Genomic DNA, 20,084 nt, shown 5'->3' with positions numbered 1-20,084 from the left:
GAGGGCAAAAAAGAAGTCGCATTTCTTGTCTACAAGAAAAGCAAAAGGCGTGATCCAGACTGAAAGTGGGTTAGAGGCAAGTTTTGCCTTTGGTTGTGACCTGCATCCGAAGGTTAAGGCTATCCGGCCGCAACCCTGCACATTCGATCTGAAATCAGGTCGTGTTTATCCAACAAAAGCGGAGCTCATCACCAAGTTCAAGGGAACGGGATACAAACCAAAACCTTACACCCCTGATTTTGAAGTCATCTGTTTTGATGGCCGGAAGCTCTTCGTGGAAGTGCGACACTCTAGATTGTTGAAGCACAATGAGAGCACGTTGCTACTGCCAAACATCTTTAGAAGCCTCGGTTTAGAGCTTCTGATCCTCACCGATCAATTTCTTGCCAGAGATTTGGTGCACAATATCCGATCTCTGCATCCCTACATTCAGAGGTCTCCGACTGACGAGTTCCTTCGCAAACTGTCTTCAATTGAAGCACAAACGTTCCGGTTGGAATTTCTCCTGCAAGAACTGGGTTGTAGCCAGATCGATGTACTAAGTTCAATCGTATTGGGCCACATCTCAGTTGATCTTAGAGCAGGCATGCTCCGACCCAAATCTGTTGGACAGTTAGCCTACGGCCAAAAGTCTCATCTGGAGATCTTTCCACTGTGACGCAGCAAGGCCCCAACTATGTCGGATGGAATGTTCTCATCGGAACGGAAGCTTTCGTGGTCAAGGAGTTTGGTCATCAACGAGACCACGTTTTGCTTCAGGATGAACAAGGGACATACAAAGAAATTACCAATGAAGAATTCAGGACGCTTTATTCTCTCGGTGTGGTAAGCAGCCCGCATCTTCATGGTACGACTTCCAAAAGACTGGGTACACCAGAGGAAAACAACGAAACGTGCTTTCGAGAACTGATCCTTGTCAGAGCAACTGAACTACAAAGACAAGGATACTCGTGGGCTAAGATTAGAGACAAATTGGCTGGTGAGTTCGCTGCGCATCCGCTTCATGTACATCGGAAGAAACCTTTTCCGACTGTAAGGACCATTCAGAATTGGCGCACGCAGTACCTACTTTCAGGAAAAGCAGGTCTACGATCCAAGACAAGTAATTCCGGCAATCGTACTCCGAGGTATAACGCGGAGTTCCGGGAGGTCGTTTTGGATCTTTTGGAAGAACATTTTCTTAACAACGACCTAAAAACTATCACTTGGATTGCCCGGCAAGCCAAGCGGCTGTACCGAAGGCAATGCGAATCCGAAGGCAAGGTGCCCGGTCCCTGCGGAAGAAAGTGTGTTGAAGCAATTGTTTACAGCCTGCCACATGCCGGACTTTTAAAACGGCGACTGGGGGACGAAGAGGCAAACAGGCGCTATCTAATGGCGCTGGAGTACCAAAGAGTATCCACCCCGCTCGAAAGGGTAGAATTGGATTGCACCACGCTCGATGTTTGGTGCGTCGATGATGACGGAACCCCAATTGGCCGCCCCCACATTTGCGTAGCAATCGACTGCGCAACCGGTGTTATTCTTGGGATGCAACTCAGTTGGAGCCGTCCCGACACTGCATTGGTTTCTCGAACTGTAAAGGAAATCTTGGAGCCCAAAACACCAGCATTTTTCATGATGCACGGTGTCGAGAACGATTTTCAGACATTCGGGACGCCTCAGCTGTTGATTACAGACCAGGGCACCGAAAACAGCGGTGACGTCTTCCATACGATCATCGATTGTTCGAGCCTGGAATGGCGCAAGATGATCCCAGGTCGACCGGATAAAAAACCGTTCATCGAACGTTTCTTCTTGGAGCTGAGCCGGTTTGTCACTCAATTCCCTGGTGCTTCGCAAACGTCCCTCATCGGCCCGAGAGATCGGACGGACAAGGCACAAAAAGAGGCCCGCCTAACTTTGCAAGAGATTGAAACGCGACTGCAAAAATGGCGCTACGATGTGTACTTACGCATGCCCAGGCGACGCGTACAACACGTGCTCCGAAGACTGGAATCTCCGATGCAATCTTGGCGTAGGACTTCCAAAGACTGTTTTGTACCAATGCCCCCAGATCCCCACGAACTCAGAGAGATGTTTATGGTTCAGGCTGCGACGAGAACTGTGCAACGGTACGGTATCTCCTACGGAGGAGTGACATACCATAGCGCTGAACTCGCCAACTACTTGAAAATGGTCGGTGTACCCACGACAGTCGATATCCGCGTTGACCCGAATGACATTCGAGAAATTGCGGTTTTGGATCGCCTGAATAATGAGCATTTCTTCGTACCCGCAAAGTATGAAGAGTGCCCGGCTCTATCCTTCGATGAGTTGGCGAGGCTGCGAAAGCAAACCTTCACCCCGGAAGACGAAGAGCTTCAAGAAAAGGCGCTGATCGCTGCGATGGCTCTGCACCTTTACGAAGAAGAACCAAAGGCAAGGACAAAGACCGCAAAGTCTCGGGAGAAGGCCGCCAAAGAGGAGCGAAGACAGGAAATCTTCGCCCAATCCAAGAAAGTCATGGATAAGCACGGGCATTCAGAGCCCGCGTACAGGGTGGAAAAACCTGAGTTTGATCTGCCCAACAAACTGCCAAGTTTTGTCTCTAAAGGAGGGTGCCCGCAATGACAGAGCGAGTGTTTGAAGTTCTGAACCAGACAATTGAACATCCGAGCTATTTGGTTGCCAAAGACAAATTGGTTGAAGCCGTCTCCATCTCTCGCAAGTTAAACGGCGCCGCAGTTTTCTTGTCCGGACCTACACGCTGCGGAAAGACGCAACTCTTGAATGACGTTCAAGTTGAACTCGGCAAGCGACCAGATCTCAGTAGCGACCTGCTTGAATATTCTGGTTTGAGCGGAGCAAGTGATTTTGTCATCGGAAGTATTCCGACCAAACCAAACAGCAAGACACTGCTTACAGCGATGCTGGAAGCCGTTGGGGTCAAAGCCGGACCAACCCAAAGCGCGCACGATTTACAGGCCCGTCTGTGCTTCGCTGCGCGTGAAAAAGGTATTCGCACAATCGCGTTGGATGAATGTAGCCATTGCGCCGAACGAGGTGCTCATCTGTCAAAACGTGGCGCAACCGACCATTTCAAATGGCTAATCGATCAAACAGGGGTCACGTTGATCCTCGCCGGTTTGCCTAAGTTTCAGGGGCTCATTGATGAAAACGAGCAATTGAGGGACAGAACGCTGTCGACCATCGAGCTGTTTCCGTATGCTTGGTCGAATGGCGCCGATGCTACAAGCTTTGCCGCAGCGTTCTCTGAAGCTCTATGCAACATGCAAGCCGCCGGTGGCCAGTTTGACTTTGATTTTGAGGAACTGGTGGTCAGATTATACGGCGTAACGGGAGGTCGCGTTGGAATGCTCGTGCGCATCCTCCAAGTGGCTGCTCTCAAGATGAAGTCGAAGACGCTGACATCCAAGATTATCTCGGACAGCGCAATTCAGTTAACGCAACAGAGCCTAAACGCTGATTACTTTTTTGGGGAGGAAGCACCTCAGAAAATCGACCTTGTTCGATCCTACATTCAAGTCATGCAGGACGCTGGCTTGGATGTGACCCCAGAGTCACTCATTGACCTGGAGGCGTTAGAGGCCGCATGACATCGAAACGCTCCGACTTCCTGCGACCAGAAAATTCGGAAAGCTTGTTGGGCTATTTTAGGCGATTAGGGCGAGCAAAAGCACATTACTTTACGTCGGACTTCTTGACGGAACTTGGCAATCGATACGGGCGTCGATTGGTTGATGATATCGCAGCCATTGAAGAGGAGTTGGGAGTTCCACCCGGGACACTTGAACGTCTCGCACCTAGCTCGCCACCGAAAGATTCTAGTCGAGACTGGCAATACGAACGTCTTTACTCTGACCCAGTTTGCCCCCAATGCCTGGCGGAAAAGAAACCATATCAAGCGCATTGGCGGCACTCCCTGGTAACTGCGTGTCATGAACATCGATTGAGGCTGGTTGATGTTTGTCCAAACTGTTCGGAGAGATTGACACCAAAGGTAGGTGGCTATCGTTTGTGCAGTTGTGGGTTTGCCCTTGATAAACTGCCGCAATACCAAGCTTCAGAACACGAATGCGATATTGCATCCGCAATCTCAGGCACCGGGTCATTGGTCCCCCATGCAAAAACAGGAACAACGCCCCCGAGCAACATTGGTAAGTTCATTCATTTTCTAGCCTCTGGGTTTCAGGTTAGCCGTACAGGAAAGTCCGGAAAAACGAAAATTCCGAAGACCGTTGAAGACGCCGTTCGATTAATGGCACCGGTCGAGCACCTTTTGGCAAATTGGCCACATGGTTTCGAAGACTACGTGAAAAAGCTGCTCCATGAAGGTGATCCCGTTGCCACTTCTGCTCCTGAGCGGCTTGGCAACTGGTATCAGCGCCTAATGCGGTTTCGAGAACCTGAATACGATGTGTTTAAGGACGCAGTGGCTCGTGTGATCGAGAAAGAATTCAGTGGCTTCCATCCGGGTCATTTGGCGTCTACTTCATCGAGAGAGTGGTTGCCCGCAACGGAAGCGGCGCGACAACTCGGAATTTCTGCACAGCGTCTCGTTGCGGCAGTCCAGAAAAAAGAGATCGCTGGTAAGATCAGTCAACGCGGATTTGGACATAATCAAACAGTCGTTCCCAAATTCGAAGTTCTCAACATTGCAGCAGATCGTCGGCGCTTCTGGAGCGCGGCAGAAACATGTGACTATCTGGGAGTTGGACGTACACAATTCCAATTTCTCAAAGAACTTGGTGTGGTCGGCGAAGTCCCAGTTTCAGATCGGCCACCACTCGTGGATGGCCGGTTCCACTCGAATTCTGTAGAGGAACTTGTCCTCAAGATTAGAGCATCGGCCACTGAATTGACGGGAGAGGCAGTTTTGTTCAAAGAGCTTACGCTTAATCGAACAACCGACAAGACGGCGCTGAAGAAACTCATTCGTCTAATTTGTGAAGGTTCTGTCGCTGCTGCATTGGAAGATCAGGATGTCCAACTCGGTGATTTCAGGTTCCAGAAATCGGCTGTTGAAGAACTTCTCAGATCAGAAAGGCACTCGTTGGACTGGACTGCAAATGATGTCGCGAAGTTAACGGGCTGGAAGGCCCAGGCTGTAACTCACTGGTGCAAGCTGGGCCTGCTCGGATCTCGCACCGTTCCGCATGGCCCAAGCGAGTCTTTCTTGGTCAAACCGCAGCAGCTTGTGATCTTTCAAAGCGAGTACATGCCCGTTGCGACACTGGCGAGGTCAAGAGGAACTACGTCCCGAAAGCTCCTGTCTGATTTTGAGAGCAAAGGGATTGAGACCCATGGTGCGCAAATGGAAGGTAAGACGACGCGAGGACACTTGGTCAAACTGAGTGATCTGGCTTCGCTGCTGTCTGAGGCTGCCTAGTGCTCGCCTGCGCCATCCGAAAAGAACACCACTGAAATGCGTTGTCCAATTGCGGGTTCGTGGTCGCGTGAAACCTGCTCAGCTTCCTCGATGACCCGGACCATCTTTTCATGGATCTCAGTGGACGCCTGATGATCGCTTTCGAGCTTTTCCAGGATAACCTGAAGCGCGATGTACCCCTTGGGAAGATCCTCATAGGCGAAGCTATCACGCACTTCGTGTTTTGCTTGTTCCCAGAAGGGATCAAGCTCACGGCTCCACGCCTCGCACACCATTTCCACGGCCGGCAGTGAAAGATGGCCAAACCATTCTTGATCACTGAATCCGACACCACTCTTGCGTCCCATGAACTCGGCGCAGGCTTTCATGAGGCTCTCAACGCGCGCCGGGCGCAAGTCCCACTCGGTCAGCTTGCCAATCTGCTCTGAAATCGTCTCTAGCGCTTCAGAGAGATCTTCCAGTGACATGTGGGCGTGTTCCATGCCAAGGCTTCTGGTCCGTTCGTATGCAGTCTCCAGAGTTTGGACACAGGCCAGCTGGTCGCGTTCCAATATCAGGCCTGGCGCAGTATCCTTAAGAAGCAGCAGGCGAGGCGGAAAGAAGCTATTGCTCTTGCTAAATCCTTTGAGATGTAGCGCCGTGAATTTCTCACGGGCCGACAAGAGCGCCAACTCCGCGCCCCAGGTTCCCTGGATTTTGGCTTTGTCGATGAGTTTGTAGCGGTCTTCGGGGATTGTTTGCTTGGTGCGTTCCAGCACGTCGTGAAAGTTATTGTCGCGAAGCTGCCGCGGGGATCGCAGGTATTCAACGACACTCTCGAGGATCAGTTCTGCGTCTTCAGTGCTTTCTTCCAAGACGGCGTCGATTGGCGCCTCCCCAGCCAAAGTTCTATAGTTCTCTATGCGCTGGGCGATTTTTTCGTCAGATGCAAACTGACCTACTGGCACATCAATAAGGTGGTAATTGACGACCCCGAACTCACTATCGATCCTGTCGATCCTACCCAGACCTTGGATGAGCTCTTTCAGGTTCGAGGTCAGGCCAAGCAGCACCAACGTGTCTGACGACTGAAGGTTGATACCTTCAGCCATCTTGTAAGTCAGAAAAACCGATGCAGATCCTTTTGGTTCGTTCTTTCCTCCAGGTCGGAAGTAAGCCTCTACGGACTTGCCCTGTTTGATACGCTTGAAACTGTCGGGGCCATCTCCAAAGATCGCCTTCACGGCGCGATCTTCACCCTTGGTTTGGTTTCCCACGACATAGTTGGTGTGGAGGCCTCTGCGCGACAGCGCTTCTGCAAAAATCTCCAGTGTGTCCGTCCGTTCTGCGAGAAAGACGACCCTGTCTTTTTCATTTTGTATTCTCACGCACGCCTCATACCGCTTCTCATCAAGCTCCTTGAGAACACTGAGACCCAGTTTTTGGTTTAGAGCGTCGCATTTCTTTGTGGGTTCAGGCGCTTCTATTCCCAGTGCTGCGAACATGTCGGACTGGTCGCGGTGGGATACCTTTTTCTTCGATTTTCCACCACGCTCGAAGTCGCGAAGCGATTTGCCAATAGCTCCATGAGACATCTCCCAATGGGCTTGGGCGGCGCTCACGCGCAGAATGTTCAAAAGGTTGCGGATGTAGAGTTGGTCCTGGGTGCTTTGTTGCGTGCTGACATGCCCGAACCGGCTTTTCTCGACAGCGGTCACCCTACCGCCAGGCGCAAGTTCTTTACAGAGTGCCACAATCTCATCCAGGCGCGTTTGCTGAGGCTTTGTCACCTTAAGTTTCTTCGGGCGCCCGTGGTTTTCTAGTCTTGGGTAACTGTGCTTGGTCGGATCTTCGTCCTCGCCAATGCATTTCCGTTGTCTGCGTGTCAAAAACGGCGAAACCAACTGAGCGAGTTCGTTGCGAGCCTCTCGCGTGAGCGTCGTGTCAGGTTCTGACAGGACGGCCAGTTGCGCATCCTGGTTGAAGATATCCTTAGGAACTTGGGTTTCGCGCTCGAACAATTCACCCATGGCCTGAATGAAATGCGGAGTCATAAAAATGGACGCTCGCTTTTCCTGCATATGGGTCAACCAGTCGACATCGCGGTTCCCGAGCAGAGTCGCCGACAGGCAGACGTTCCAGCTTGGCGGGGCGAGCTCAATAGCTGAGGCCATTTGAGATGCTTGTTCAAAGCCCGGTGTCACAGTGTGGCTCTCATCGATTATTAGAATGCCAAACTGATCGAGCCTGAGCCCAGATTTTTCTTCATCGCCAGCGCCGCGGAGGTGTTGTTTGGCAAGTTTGCTGTTTGCGACAGGTTGGAGCGAGTTTGTCGAGTACTTGCGCCAACTGGGAATGACTTTGGGTGGGGCAATTACAGCTGCATTTTTTCGCGCAACGCCATGGACCGGGGAGCGAGGCACGACTTCTGAGAACGTTTCTGACAACGCTTCGGCCAGGTGACAGCCGATCTCTGTCTTTCCTGAACCGGTTGGCGCTTCTACAAAGGCGATCCCATGATCATAGACGATGGAACACGCCTCATAGGTCAGCTCCTGTTGATACCCAAACAGCATATGGCTCGTGATATCTTTTCGGTCTCCGGTGAGCCAAGGTTCGAACCCCTTTTGTTCGGAGATCGTACGCGCCATCGCATCTTCAGCGGTCACCGGTTTGATGAGCTTTTCGAGTATCTCCAGCGCTTCGGTATTCCAATCGACAGATACATCCCAAGCCTGCTCAGCGGCTTCTGTGCGTTCGACCTGAAGTTCATGAGTGCCCGCATCCAGGTCATCGGCATACTCGATGTTTCTGTAGAGCCCTGAGTAGGAAAAGTTTGCGGATCCGGCGACGGCACCTTTTGGCGAGCTGACGATTTTTGAGTGTAGCCGCCGGTCCCCGGTTATCCCTAACTTGCGTTTGGCAAGCTCCGGATCGAAGACACGCAAGTCAATTTTGCCGGTTTTGATGGCGTGTTTTGCCAGCACCGCGATAAGATCGTGATCCTCTTCCACTTGAAGCCCGGAGCGCTCCAGCCAGTAGAGTTTCATTTCTTCGGTGACTGGTTTGGGGTTGGTCAGCCTTTTGGTATTAGCCGTGTCGATCCCGAACGATATCCGGATCCGGATATCGCTGTCGTTTTCGGGATCCCTCAGCTCTGGCAATTCCTTCATCAAAATCGACAGTGAAGACAAGAAGTCCTGATACCCGGTGACAATCAGACAATCCCCAGAGGTGATATGGGGCCGATAAAGATTGATGACCGGCCGGTCGATATTGGTGCCGACCTTCGCAACCGGTTCGACACCAAGCTTGTCTTCGGGCTTTTGATTTGCTTCGGTGAGCTGCTTTGGTTTGGAACGCAGCCAATCAGGGAGTGAAAACAATGAACAAGACTTGGTTTTAGGACGCTTAGTCTAATATTGATACTGCGGGTATCGTCCTTCAAGACATCACAGGAAGAAACATTCGTTTTCCTGAAACTGTCGAAAACGCGCACCGGTTTTGTGGCAGAAAGCCAGGATTTCGAGATTTAACATAAGTCTCGATTATGTGCCGCTGATACGCGCACTTGCCTCTATTGGCTGAGACTCACAAATCTGTGGCGTCGTCGCACAAGTGGTATCAGCAATACTTCTATATCTCTCTGACGAACATTGGATTGGAAAGAAAGATGACGGAAGCGAGTGAAATCGGGCGTGTCCAACTCCGGAACGAATACAAGGTAGACAAGGTTCCAAGTGGGTTCGTTGTATCGTCGGTGGATAAAAAGGGTCAGATCTTCTCTCAATTATTCCAGGAATGCGTCGTTGACAGCTGTATCTCCGTTCTTCGTGAACGAGAGTGGAAAGTGGACGAAGCGACCTTTGAGCTGGCAGGTGTGGCAGAAGAAGAAGGTTGGCCATTTAGCTACGGCTACAAATTGAAGTTTTTCGTTCAAGGATTGCTGGTCATTCTGGTCGCCTTGGGTCGAGCGGATTACGAAAAAGTCGGTAGGGCATTTATCTACCGAGTGCACGCTTAGGGTTCCTTAAGGTAAACTTCCTTGCTGCATGGGTTGTGCTTGCCTGACGTAGATGTCAAACCGAGACACGAAGAAACCTTCGTTTCGCATATGGCTGAAAATAAAAAGTTTTCGGCATATTCGCAAAAGTTTCGATCATAAAAAGTGCATATGTCCTTCTCAGTTAAGGAGTTGAAATCTTTGGGCATTGTCAAAAATACACTTGAGGCATTTCCAAGAGGTCGCACGACGAACGAACTCTTCGCATTGCTTGATGTTGACTTCAAAGCAAGCCGCAGAGAGGAAATTCGTGCGGAACTTTTGGCATTGCAACAACAAGGTGCCGTTGTCCTTGGGCGCGATAAAAAGTGGCGCGCAATTAGTCGAGTTGGTGTTGCTCGGAATACAGCAGCACAGCACGCACCGGCAGGTACTCCGTTCATCGACTCAAATAAGCTTGTCGCGGCGCCAGGGACATTTCTGAAGGAAGAAAGTCCAATCCTCGAGGTGGAGCAGGACTCAAGTTCCGATCAGGCAATAGACCCAATTGCTCTCCTAAAGTATTACCGCGCCGCTTTGCAAAGCGATCCTCGCGGTGCTTTAACGCAAGCTGACGACCGTCATGGAACTGCTTTCCAACTCGTTAGTGGCAATGGTGATCTCGTTCCTGGTGAGAACGAAATTGGAGTCGTCCGAATAAGTTTGGAGAACCTTCCGGATAGCTTCCGCGAAGCTCTTTCTCGGCGAGACGCCAACGAAAAAACAATGGCAGTTGGCTGGCCGATTGCAGTTTCGAAGAGAAATGGCGCACCTTCTATCCAACCGGTAGGTTTAATCGCGGCAACTTGGGATAGAGATGATCTGTCATTGCGAGTACGCATCGACACTGACGACGTCATGGTCAACCCGGATTGGGTGAAGGCACTTGCTCGGAATTCTGCCTGGTCAGAAGCCAAACTGTTCGAAACTTTCACGGGGCAAGCGGGAACTGGGCTATCGAAAGACGCCTTTCTTGCGAAGGTAAAAGAAGCGGCGGCACGACTAGTTGTTGGAAAAATAACAGGACGAAATTTTGCAGCGACCCTCGATCCGAACGATGAGGGAATTTTCGATGCGATGGGTTTTTTTCTGCCTACCGAGACCTCATTCACGTCAGGTGCAGTCAGAGACCTAGATGTGATTGCGACTTGGGACAGCCAAAAAATATCTAGAACGGCGCTTGGCCAAGTTCTGGGTTTGCCTTACACGGGTGAGTTAAGATCGGCGGCACCGATAAATGTTGGGCCTCTGAATCATGAACAGATTCAAGCCACGGCAAACTCCTTAAGCACACCGTTTTCTGTTGTGACTGGTCCACCCGGAACAGGTAAAAGCCAGGCAATCGTTGCGATGGTTGCTTCTGAAATTCTCCAAGGCGGGTCCGTCGTTGTCGCGTCAAAAAACCACCAAGCGTTAGATGCTGTTGAGGAACGGCTTTCGGAAATCGCGCCGAGCGTGAATTTCTGCGTACGGACTTTGGATCCTTCCCGCGACATCGATCAAGGAATGGTTGAAACAGTTGCAGAGCTTGTTCGTGAACCAAGCAGGGGAACGGGGGAGGTCGATCCAAGTGTTGTTGCTAGTCTCGCTTCAGTATCGGAAAGGCGACAAGCGGCTCTGGAGCAAATTGGTCTTATTCGAACCCTGAACACCCGCCTCGCCGACACGGTCGAAAAAATTGATCTCTTGGAAAAAGAGAGCCCCGAAGAAGCCGATGCCGTTTCTGCGGAGCACAAATCCAGCTTATGGGCGCGTATTCTGGGATGGTTGTTCGGACGGGCAAAACCTGCTGCTCATTCAACCGGTTTGGACAATATTAGTGAGCTCAAACAGGATGTTTTAAGTTGCCGCAAGCAGCTGATGGAGATCGGCACTCCAGGAGACCCTGTCGTATTGACAGAAGAGACTGAGAGCTTGGCCAAAACGGTGATGCGCCGGCTATTGGAAAAACGCGCTGCTCTCACAGAAGATCAACGTATTTCGCTCTCAAATCAGCACGATGATCTGACTTTGCATGGCGGAGAGACTATGTCCCGCACAATCGCGCAAAGTGTTTTGGAACACCGTCCGCTTTGGTTGGCCTCCGTGCTTGGAGTGCCGCGTCGTATACCGCTATATGAAGGTTTGTTTGATCTCGTTGTCTTTGACGAAGCAAGTCAGTGCGATATTGCATCAGCGTTGCCACTTCTGGCGAGAGCAAAGCGCGCCGTGGTAGTCGGTGATGATCGGCAGCTTGCTTTCATACCTCAAATCGGTCTCAAACAAGACCGCAATTTGATGGCTTCGTACGGTCTTCCGCCACGGGGAACGGGTAGGTTTTCTCAAGGTCGAAAAAGCCTGTTCGATCTTTCTCGGAGTACGCCCAAAGTTCCCGCCGTCATGCTTCGCGACCAATATCGTTCCGCAGAAGACATCGTCGGTTACATAAACGATGCGTTCTACGGCGGAAAACTCAGAGTTTCTGCTGATTTAAGTCGGTTGAAACTGCCTAAGGGGCAAAAACCTGGCCTAGCTTGGACGGATGTTTCAGGTCCCGCCGTCGTATCGCATGGCTCACAAAATGTGAACATGAAGGAGGTTTCGGCGATTGTAAGTCATGTCGAGGCTTTGCTTACGAAAAACAGCTACGGGGGAAGCATCGGAGTTATCTCTCCGTTTAGATCGCAGGTTCAGGAATTGGATAAGGCTCTACGGGAAAGGATACCCGCTGACCTCTTGCAGGCCTCGGACCTGCGGGTTGGAACAGTCGATGGTTTCCAAGGACAGGAACGAGACTTGATTCTGTTTTCGCCCACAGTTCATTCCAGGATTAGAAGCAGCGCTGTAACGTTTATTCAGAGAGACTGGCGCAGGTTGAACGTCGCGATTAGTAGAGCCCGGGCTGTTGCGCACGTGTTTGGTGATCTCAACTTCGCGCAATCTGGGAAAATCAAGCAGCTTAGAACCTTGGCGGCACGGGCGACCAGCCCAACGCGTCAAGGTGGCGAAGGTGTTTTTGACAGTGAGTGGGAACGGGTTGTTTTTCACGCTTTGAAAGCACGAGGGCTCGATCCTAAACCCCAATACCAGATTATGGGCCGCCGCCTCGACTTTGCTCTGTTTGGCGAAGGGGACATAAAGCTTGACCTCGAAATAGATGGGCGTCGCTGGCACCAGGATGCCGACGGCAATCGCAAACTGGATGACCATTGGCGCGATCACTTGATGCGCTCTGCCGGCTGGAAAATTCAGCGGTTTTGGGTCGATGAATTGAAACAAGATATGGAGGCGTGCCTTGACCTCGTCGAACGTGAACTCAGCAAGTGAAACCTGGCGAAAGTCGCGAACATTCACCCTTATCGCAGCGGGAACTGGTTTGTTGTCCGCCGCTGCCTTCGGTTTCTTGTTGTTTAAAATTAACACTCTAGAAACTGAGTATGGCGAGATCCGCGGCAACAAAGAGCGGATTCTGCGCGCGGTCGAAGATGCCCAGGAACAACATGCCGATCTGGCAGGCAAAATCAGCAACAGTCAAAGCGAACTTTCGAATTTGAAAGCAGAAGTAGCGCTGGCTGCTGCTGCTCAGCAAGATCTTGATAATCTTAATGCCGCAGTGAATGAAGCCAAAGAAGCCTTGGCTGCACTATCGCAAGAGAAAACAGAAGCGGAGCGCTTGATTGCTGACCGAAACGCGGCAGAAACAGCCCTGAAGAAAGCCAAGTCATCTGAGCAAGAGCTCTCAAGAAAGGTCGAAAAACTTCGTGATGAATTGATCAAAGCAGAGGACCAAGCGCGAGACGCACAGCAAAGAAGAGACGTTTTAAAAGACGAAGTCGCCAATTTTGAACAGCGCAAAGATGATCTGGATGCGATCAATGCAAAGTTAAATTCGAAACGAGCAGACTTGGGTTCTTTAGAAGCAGATCTTCAAGACACGAAAAAGAATTTGAGCGAGCGTGAAGCTGAAGCTGAGCAAGCTGAGCGCCGACTATCCAACGCGCAAGACACACTTGCTTCACTTCGGCCAAGATTGGAAAAGCTCGAAGACAAGTTGTCTTCTGTACAAAATGAAAGGAACAAACAAGTTGCTCTGCTTGAAGGCTTAAATGCGGAAAGAACCGGCCTTGAAGAAAAGGTTCAGTCTTTACGCACTGAAGAAAGTAGGCTCCAAGAAATTTCAAAGCAATTAGTGGCCAGTCAAGATCAACTCGCACAGAGGCGCTTGGATCTTGAAACGGCCGAAAACAACAAAGATGATCTCGAAGCCCAAATTGCGTCTGTTCGATCCAATCTAAATACCGAGAGCACCGATTTAACACGAGTGACCGGTGAATTGGCCGCCCTAAGGCAAAGCGTAAGCCTTTTGTCTGCGCAGGAAACGGAAGCAAAGCAACGGCTAACTGCTATCGAAACAGAACGGGATGGCGCAGCTCTCGCTCTCGAGGCGACTCGGAAAGACTTAGAAGGCAAGAAGGCTGAAGTCGTCGCCGAACTAGAACTACTTAGACAACGGCAAAGCGAACGCCTTGGCGAAGAAGCACGATTGAGCCACCTCAAAGTTCAAAGCCAAGCACTGTCTGAGATCCAAAAGGAACTTAGTCAACTTCTCAGCCAAAAAGAGAGTATCTTGAAAGAGAACAGCGAGTTGGAGGTCCAGAACAACCAACTGGGAGTTCAAAAACGCGAATTAGAAAGTGAAATTGCCCGACTAAAATCTGAGGCAGAGAATTTTAAACCTGCGTCTACCAGTGCAGTTCAGCCCGAGTTGCCAAATAACCAACTCGAGCAGTCACAATCCGATGAAATCGAAACGCCAGCCGAAGGAGTTAACTGATGGGTTCTCTATTACTTACTGTTATGGTTATTGGCTTTGGATTGCTCGCGCTGACCATAGTAATGGTAGTCGTTTCGGCGCGAGCTGATCAGGCCATCACGATAAAAGGCCCACTCGCGACCCTGGGTGAGCTAGAAGCGCAAATTCGCGGAAAGTCGACGACCTTAGACGACCTAGAAGCGGAGTTGGAAAAACGCCGAGGTGCAATATCCAGCATTTCAGATATCCAAGCTGAAGTGGACAGTCTTTTACGTCAAAAGGACGAACTTCTTGCGGAATGGCAGCAGCTCGAAGAGCGACGCCAGGAAGTGCTCGCGATGCGGCAGGAAACTGAGGACGCCCAGTCTGCACTTGCAGAAGTGACTCGAGATTTATCCGAAAAGTCCAGTGAGCTTGAAAAGGTCGAGGCTAGGCTAAAACGAGCGGAAGAGCTGGTTGGTCAAATTTCGCAACTAGAAGAAGATCACAATCGCTTGGAGCAAACAGTTTCGAAGCTGCGAGAAGAGCTGGCCAATCTCCAAACACTCAAGGCCCGTGAAGAAGAGCTACGCGACAAAATTGAGAAATTGGAGCGAGATATTACACGCGTCGAGGCGGAAATTGAGGGCTTTGATCGGCGACGGGAAGAGGCTGAAGAGGCCGCTCGTATTGCAGAGTCGAGATTGGAAGAACTTAAAGCAGACTATACGGACGAGGCAGCTCGAGTTGCGTCGACTCAAACCGAATTGTCGCGAATGGAAGCGCAGCGTGCTGAACTTCTGGCACAAATTGAAACATACAAAGACAAAGCGGGAATTTCCGGAAGCAAAAAGGCTGCTGATCCGCTTTCTGAACTTAACGCACTGCCTCCTGTTCTGAAGGACTTGAATACTTGGGAAACGCATGCCCAAGAGCAAGAGAACGAAGCTCTGCATCGGGTTTCAAACCACATGAAAGCGCATGGGCTGGATTACCATACAAGGGTCATTCGGGCCTTCCACACAGCGATGAAAGTCAACGAGACTACGCAAATGGCAGTTTTGGCTGGGATTTCCGGGACCGGTAAAAGCCAATTGCCTCGTCGATATGCCCAAGCAATGGGCATTGGGTTTTTGCAAGTGCCAGTCCAACCGCGTTGGGATAGTCCGCAGGATCTAATGGGCTTCTACAACTACATCGAAGGTCAATTCCGACCTACCGATTTGGCGCGCGCTTTGTACCATCTGGATGCGTTTAACGGTCCAGCGGAGAGCAGTGACTTACAAGATCGGATGATGCTCGTTCTTTTGGATGAAATGAACCTAGCAAGGGTCGAGTACTACTTCTCAGACTTTTTGAGCCGGCTGGAAAGCCGACCCGGCATTGATGAGACATATAAGTCAGAGGCCCGGAAGGATGCCGAGCTTGAGCTAGACATTCCAATGCCCGAAGGTCAAACGACCCCAAGAATATTCCCTGGTTATAATGTTCTGTTTGCCGGAACGATGAACGAAGACGAGAGTACACAATCTCTGTCCGACAAAGTCGTGGACCGAGCAAATGTCATGCGATTTGCGGCCCCTAAATCGATTAAAGCAGGAACACCTCAGGGAAAACCGGCTGACTCTAAAGCTCTCACACGCACACAGTGGCGAAAGTGGGTGCGTGGTATCAACGCCCTTGCGGAGGACCAATCGCGGGTTGAAATGCATGTAGAGAAAATGGTCGAATACATGACTAAACTTGGTCGTCCGTTTGGCCATCGTCTGGGCCGCTCAATTATGGCTTATGCGGCGAATTACCCGGAGGACAACGGTAGAAGAGACATCCAAACAGCGCTGGCCGATCAGGTCGAAATGCGCCTTCTGCCCAAGTTGCGCGGCATAGAGATGGAAAATGCCAGCACAGAACTTCAAGAGCTATCCAACTATGTTGAGAGAGAACTAAGCGACCCAGTTTTGGCAGATGCAATCCGTCACTCGGCGGAAGTCGCAGAAGATGGGACGGGTCAGTTTACTTGGCGTGGGGTAACACGAGGATGAACCTTCTTCGCCGACCATGGTCATTGAAAGCAACTGATGCGCAAGAGGCTGTCCTCGGGCCGAGCGACTGTTTGCTTGGCGACGCAAAGGTCGGCGAAGGCGGACGTTCCCTACACGCTCCCTTGTTAAGTTGGGATGATAGAGAGCTTCGTCTATTTCCCTATCCAAAATCCGGAACAGCTGAAAATCCGGTGAAAGTCACCGGATTACCAGCCCGGCCAAAGATTGGGCTTGAGCCAAAAACACCGGCGGAGGAAATCTCCGTTGCTGCGTCAGAACGCATGCACAGGGTGCTAGCAAGGATTGAAGAATTAGAGGCGGCGCTCGATGATCCCGAAAACCTGTGGACCCGTTTGCAAGAAGCCTGGAATCGCGCGGAAGACGAAAGTGACCCTAGGATGGCCGAGATCGTCCGGCAATCCATCGGGGTGAAGCCTTACTTGCTGGAACTAGAAAAGAAGATACGGCGAGTACTGAGACGAAATCGTGAGTTGACTCCGTTGGACCGCGTCCAAGAGATGGATCGAGCTTCAATGCTCTGGATGGTTAGGCAGCCCGGAACAACGACCGCAGAAAGAGCGGGCGCAGATCAACGCATTCTGGCTATTGCACGCCACGAAAACTTCGACACTCTGGAAAATCGCGTTTTGCACGCGTACCTGCGTTTGGCTTCCCACTTTGCGAGGCAATGGATGCGGGAGCATCGTCGCGCCGAAAATAGTAAACGCTATAGGGATGTTGAAGCATACTCGAGGTTGTGCCGGCGTTTGTCGCGCGAATTAAACCAGCTTGGTGTCAGTGTCGCAGAACCAGGTGTTACGGCGAATTATGTTTTGCTGGAAAATCGAGCCTACAGAGCAGTGAACGAGGCGCGGCTTCGACTTCTCAGGCAAGACAAAGCCGAAGATGAACTGTGGGCCTGGCAAGCGCAAAGCTGGACAGACTTCTGTGTTCTTGCCGTGACACTGGCGCTGCACGGATTGAAGGAAACTAAGCTTCTCGCTCAAGCGCCCCTTGTGTGGTTGGATGAAGCAATACAGGGTCGTCGATTTCTACATGACAGACCTTTGGCGGTTTTCTGGCTGCAAGAAAGCGGGTTGATCGTGGAGGTCCAAGCCCGGCCCGAGGCTGTAACATCCATTCAATTTGGAGCTAAGGCGCACGTTTGGTTGAGAATTACCGATCTTAAATCAGATGAATTCGAGCGGCGCGTCCCCGTTTGGACGCCAAACCCATTTGAACGGATGTCACCAGGCGACGAGGCGAGGAATGCTGCAATTTTGATTGAAGCACTTCGAAAGAAAGCCAGCCAGGAGGTCATCCGGGAAGGCTTAATTTTGATGCCAGCCCATGGAGAGTTTGAGAACTCAGAAATCTCAATTGGTGCAAGCAGGGTCTGCGCGATTGCTCTCGACGCCCGTGGTGAAACACTGAAGGAAGGAAAAGCGGCTCTTGCTGACTTTGTCCGCTCGTGTTTTCAGGAGTCGCCAAATTGAGAAAGTTAGTCGGATATGACCTCAATGGGTGGAATGACTTCGGTGCTAAAAACTGGTTGGAAGTGCCGGGTCAAGAGACGATTGTAAACACAGAACAACTGGTTCGCGGCGGCGTCGGTGGTGTCGTCGTCAGGGTCGATGATGCGTCACCTGGAGCAGAAATTATCGGTGGTATGCAGGCTCTCAGATCGCCTCATGGACGTGGACCTGGTTGGGGAAAAGTCGGAAGTGCGGATCGGCGCCTCTCAGTAAGATCCATGATCGACAATGCACCAGAATTTGAGCTTGAATTGGCTGGGTCTTTGTCGGCCATGGCTTCCGCTCGAAAAGCTACGGTAGTTCTCGCAATTCCCGACCTGCCAAATCTCGACGAAGAAAAACAAGAAGCGCTTTTGTCCAGCCTTCGGAAGTTGAGACCGGGGCGCAGACTGTTGGTTTGGCGATCTGTCCTGGCCGTAATTGCTGGCTTAAGCGATGAGACGTCTCAAAGATGGACAGAAGGGCAAACCATTGGAGTGATTGGGCACCATGCAAAGGGCCTGTCAGTGCAAGTTTTAAAGTTAAGACGAGAGGAAAAATTTGCGCCAGAGCGTAAACGCGTTGGTGAGCTAATCGAGTGTGACTTAGGATTGGACTCACTGCTGGATCAAGCTTCCGCGTCCTTAACGGAAAAATGTGAGAACCCTCGCCGCTCGGATCATGTCGTTGCGTCCAACTTGCCATGTCAGCTTGCTGTTGAGGGAACTTGCGACGTTGAGCCCTTGAGGCTTTGGAACGGAAGATGGGAAATCATTGAACCTCCAAAGAGCTTTTTGCCAGCTACGGGAGACGTTCCTTCAAAACTGGTCCAAGCGCTGGCTGGATGCGATCACTTGTTGTTCGAAACTCCAACAACAGGACAAATTCGCAATCTTATTATTGGCAAAATACAAGACGCGTTAGGGCGCGAAGTCCAAGCTTTGAAACCCGAAGCGGTGGCTTTGGGAGCATTGGAAGCTGCCCGACGGTTGTCGGAAAACGACCCGGTTTATTACGACTTCCTGCCTCAGATTTCCACCATTGTTCAAAACGCGGATGGCGCAGCGAATTATGATCTCATTCCTCCGGATGCTCTGTTGCCGGCGGGGCAGTCATACCAAAGCGACAGGCCAGCTCGCCTTGGCTTAGTTGCAGGCACCGACGAGATCAAAGTACATTTGAAGAAACAAACGGATTCAACACCTCGTAGAGCCGTTGTTCCTCTTGCGATTCCACCACAGACAAACACACCTGTTGAGCTTCATTTGCAGCAAACGCCCGCTGCTGGCCGCGCAAGACTCACATTGGTCTCCGAGGCGTTTGCAAGCCCCTTGGTTGTTGACTGGGCGCATGCTCAGCAGCTTGATCAAACATGGGAGGAGGTTATCGAAAGCTTGGAGCCAGAGAAACCGTCGGTGCCCAACCGGCTGGTCCTACCGTGCGGTTCTGACAATTGGTTTGAGACTGAGCGTAGCTACGGCTTGATTGAGCTCCTTGAAGACAATTTGGATAAACGAATACCTGACTGGGAAACGCTAGCCAACAAAGTGTCGATGCGACCTTTCGGAAAGTATTCTGTTTCAAGCGACGGTGACCTTCCAAAGGGCATCCCCGACACAGCTCCAACTCTTCTCGACAAGGCTATAGAGCGTGCGGAACAAGATGTGCGTGCGCGTCTAAATGGCGACGGAACCGACGAAAACCAATCTCTGCGCTTTCTGACCTGGCTGTTCAAAAGATGCCCAGATTGGGTTGTTCCAAACTTACTAGAAGCTTTGGATTCTCCAGTTAGACAACACCCATTTATTCTTGCTCCCGGAAGCAGATCACTGATGCTTCAAGGAATTGGGCGAACTGCTACCAATCCTTTACATCAGCGGCAGGCTTTTGATTTTTTGCTATCACTTCCCAAGGAACGTTGGAAAAAAGACCAAATGGCCTGCGCTGCATTTTTACTGTCGAGAAATGACAACGCACCCATGCTTCTTGCTCGCAAAGAAGTGGACTTCATTGCGTCGGTTGCTGAGGCCAAGGTTCGTGAGGCCGTTGGTAAAGACTTTTCAACGGCTTATTCTTATGGTCCATTCCTGTTGGTCGGTCTGTTAAGATGGCGTCTGAAAGATCCATGGGCTTTGGTAGCAGGACGTGATCCGGTGGCCGATAACCTTCTTGCCGCAACGGAATTGCTCGCAGCGCATCTTAGCCAGCTCAAGAAAAGCGATCCACGCTTGGAAAAATACTTCGTAATTCTCACTCAAGTCTGTGAAGAACTGGAAGGCAAAGGCAGCAACCCAGACATTCTCGTTGATTTGCAGAGTTTCGCAGGAAGCTAGTTCGTACCGGG

General features: G+C 51.0%; 11 protein-coding genes. 10 read left to right on the top strand and 1 reads right to left on the bottom strand.

The window, feature by feature from the left end; translation table 11 throughout:
* The first annotated feature begins 25 nt into the window (after positions 1-25).
* The 4 genes from ACRZ95_RS12315 to ACRZ95_RS12300 are packed head-to-tail and all read left to right on the top strand — an operon-like array spanning position 26 to position 5,392.
* Positions 26-658 (top strand): hypothetical protein, encoded by a 633-nt coding sequence (locus ACRZ95_RS12315; RefSeq protein WP_170679154.1) that lies wholly within the window; start codon positions 26-28, stop codon positions 656-658.
* Positions 655-2,613, top strand: coding sequence for a Mu transposase C-terminal domain-containing protein (locus ACRZ95_RS12310; RefSeq protein WP_170585326.1), 1,959 nt, complete (start codon positions 655-657; stop codon positions 2,611-2,613). The genes ACRZ95_RS12315 and ACRZ95_RS12310 overlap by 4 nt, the downstream gene beginning before the upstream one ends.
* Positions 2,610-3,599: an ATP-binding protein gene (locus ACRZ95_RS12305; RefSeq protein ID WP_170679156.1), complete on the top strand. Its 990-nt coding sequence runs from the start codon at positions 2,610-2,612 to the stop codon at positions 3,597-3,599. Before ACRZ95_RS12310 ends, ACRZ95_RS12305 begins: the two co-directional genes overlap by 4 nt.
* Positions 3,596-5,392, top strand: coding sequence for a TniQ family protein (locus ACRZ95_RS12300; protein ID WP_170554595.1), 1,797 nt, complete (start codon positions 3,596-3,598; stop codon positions 5,390-5,392). Before ACRZ95_RS12305 ends, ACRZ95_RS12300 begins: the two co-directional genes overlap by 4 nt.
* Here the strand turns inward: ACRZ95_RS12300 and ACRZ95_RS12295 are convergent.
* Positions 5,389-8,757 carry a DEAD/DEAH box helicase family protein gene (locus ACRZ95_RS12295; protein WP_170619600.1) on the bottom strand — a complete coding sequence of 1,123 codons (3,369 nt, stop codon included), beginning with the start codon at positions 8,755-8,757 and terminating at the stop codon, positions 5,389-5,391. The genes ACRZ95_RS12300 and ACRZ95_RS12295 overlap by 4 nt on opposite strands.
* A gap of 287 nt (positions 8,758-9,044) precedes the next feature.
* Here ACRZ95_RS12295 and ACRZ95_RS12290 point away from each other — a divergent pair, with 287 nt between their 5' ends.
* The 6 genes from ACRZ95_RS12290 to ACRZ95_RS12265 all read left to right on the top strand — a co-directional run bounded on the left by ACRZ95_RS12290 (position 9,045) and on the right by ACRZ95_RS12265 (position 20,073).
* The gene (locus ACRZ95_RS12290; protein ID WP_170486090.1) at positions 9,045-9,395 is read left to right on the top strand and encodes a hypothetical protein; all 351 of its coding nucleotides are present in this window, start codon (positions 9,045-9,047) and stop codon (positions 9,393-9,395) included.
* 180 nt (positions 9,396-9,575) lie between these two features.
* Positions 9,576-12,719 (top strand): AAA domain-containing protein, encoded by a 3,144-nt coding sequence (locus ACRZ95_RS12285; protein WP_480554994.1) that lies wholly within the window; start codon positions 9,576-9,578, stop codon positions 12,717-12,719.
* Between the two features lie 52 nt (positions 12,720-12,771).
* Positions 12,772-14,226: a hypothetical protein gene (locus ACRZ95_RS12280; protein WP_170486088.1), complete on the top strand. Its 1,455-nt coding sequence runs from the start codon at positions 12,772-12,774 to the stop codon at positions 14,224-14,226.
* Entirely contained in the window at positions 14,226-16,226 is a 2,001-nt protein-coding gene (locus ACRZ95_RS12275) for a chromosome segregation ATPase-like protein (protein ID WP_170486087.1), read from the top strand. Before ACRZ95_RS12280 ends, ACRZ95_RS12275 begins: the two co-directional genes overlap by 1 nt.
* Positions 16,223-17,722 carry a DUF2357 domain-containing protein gene (locus ACRZ95_RS12270; protein WP_170486086.1) on the top strand — a complete coding sequence of 500 codons (1,500 nt, stop codon included), beginning with the start codon at positions 16,223-16,225 and terminating at the stop codon, positions 17,720-17,722. Before ACRZ95_RS12275 ends, ACRZ95_RS12270 begins: the two co-directional genes overlap by 4 nt.
* Before the next feature lie 257 nt (positions 17,723-17,979).
* Positions 17,980-20,073: a hypothetical protein gene (locus ACRZ95_RS12265; protein ID WP_170541099.1), complete on the top strand. Its 2,094-nt coding sequence runs from the start codon at positions 17,980-17,982 to the stop codon at positions 20,071-20,073.
* Positions 20,074-20,084 lie beyond the last annotated feature (11 nt).

It is taken from the genome of Ruegeria sp. AI3, from assembly GCF_056541245.1.
Note: the sequence above shows the minus strand (reverse complement) of the source record. Positions and strands in the feature narration are given on the sequence as shown.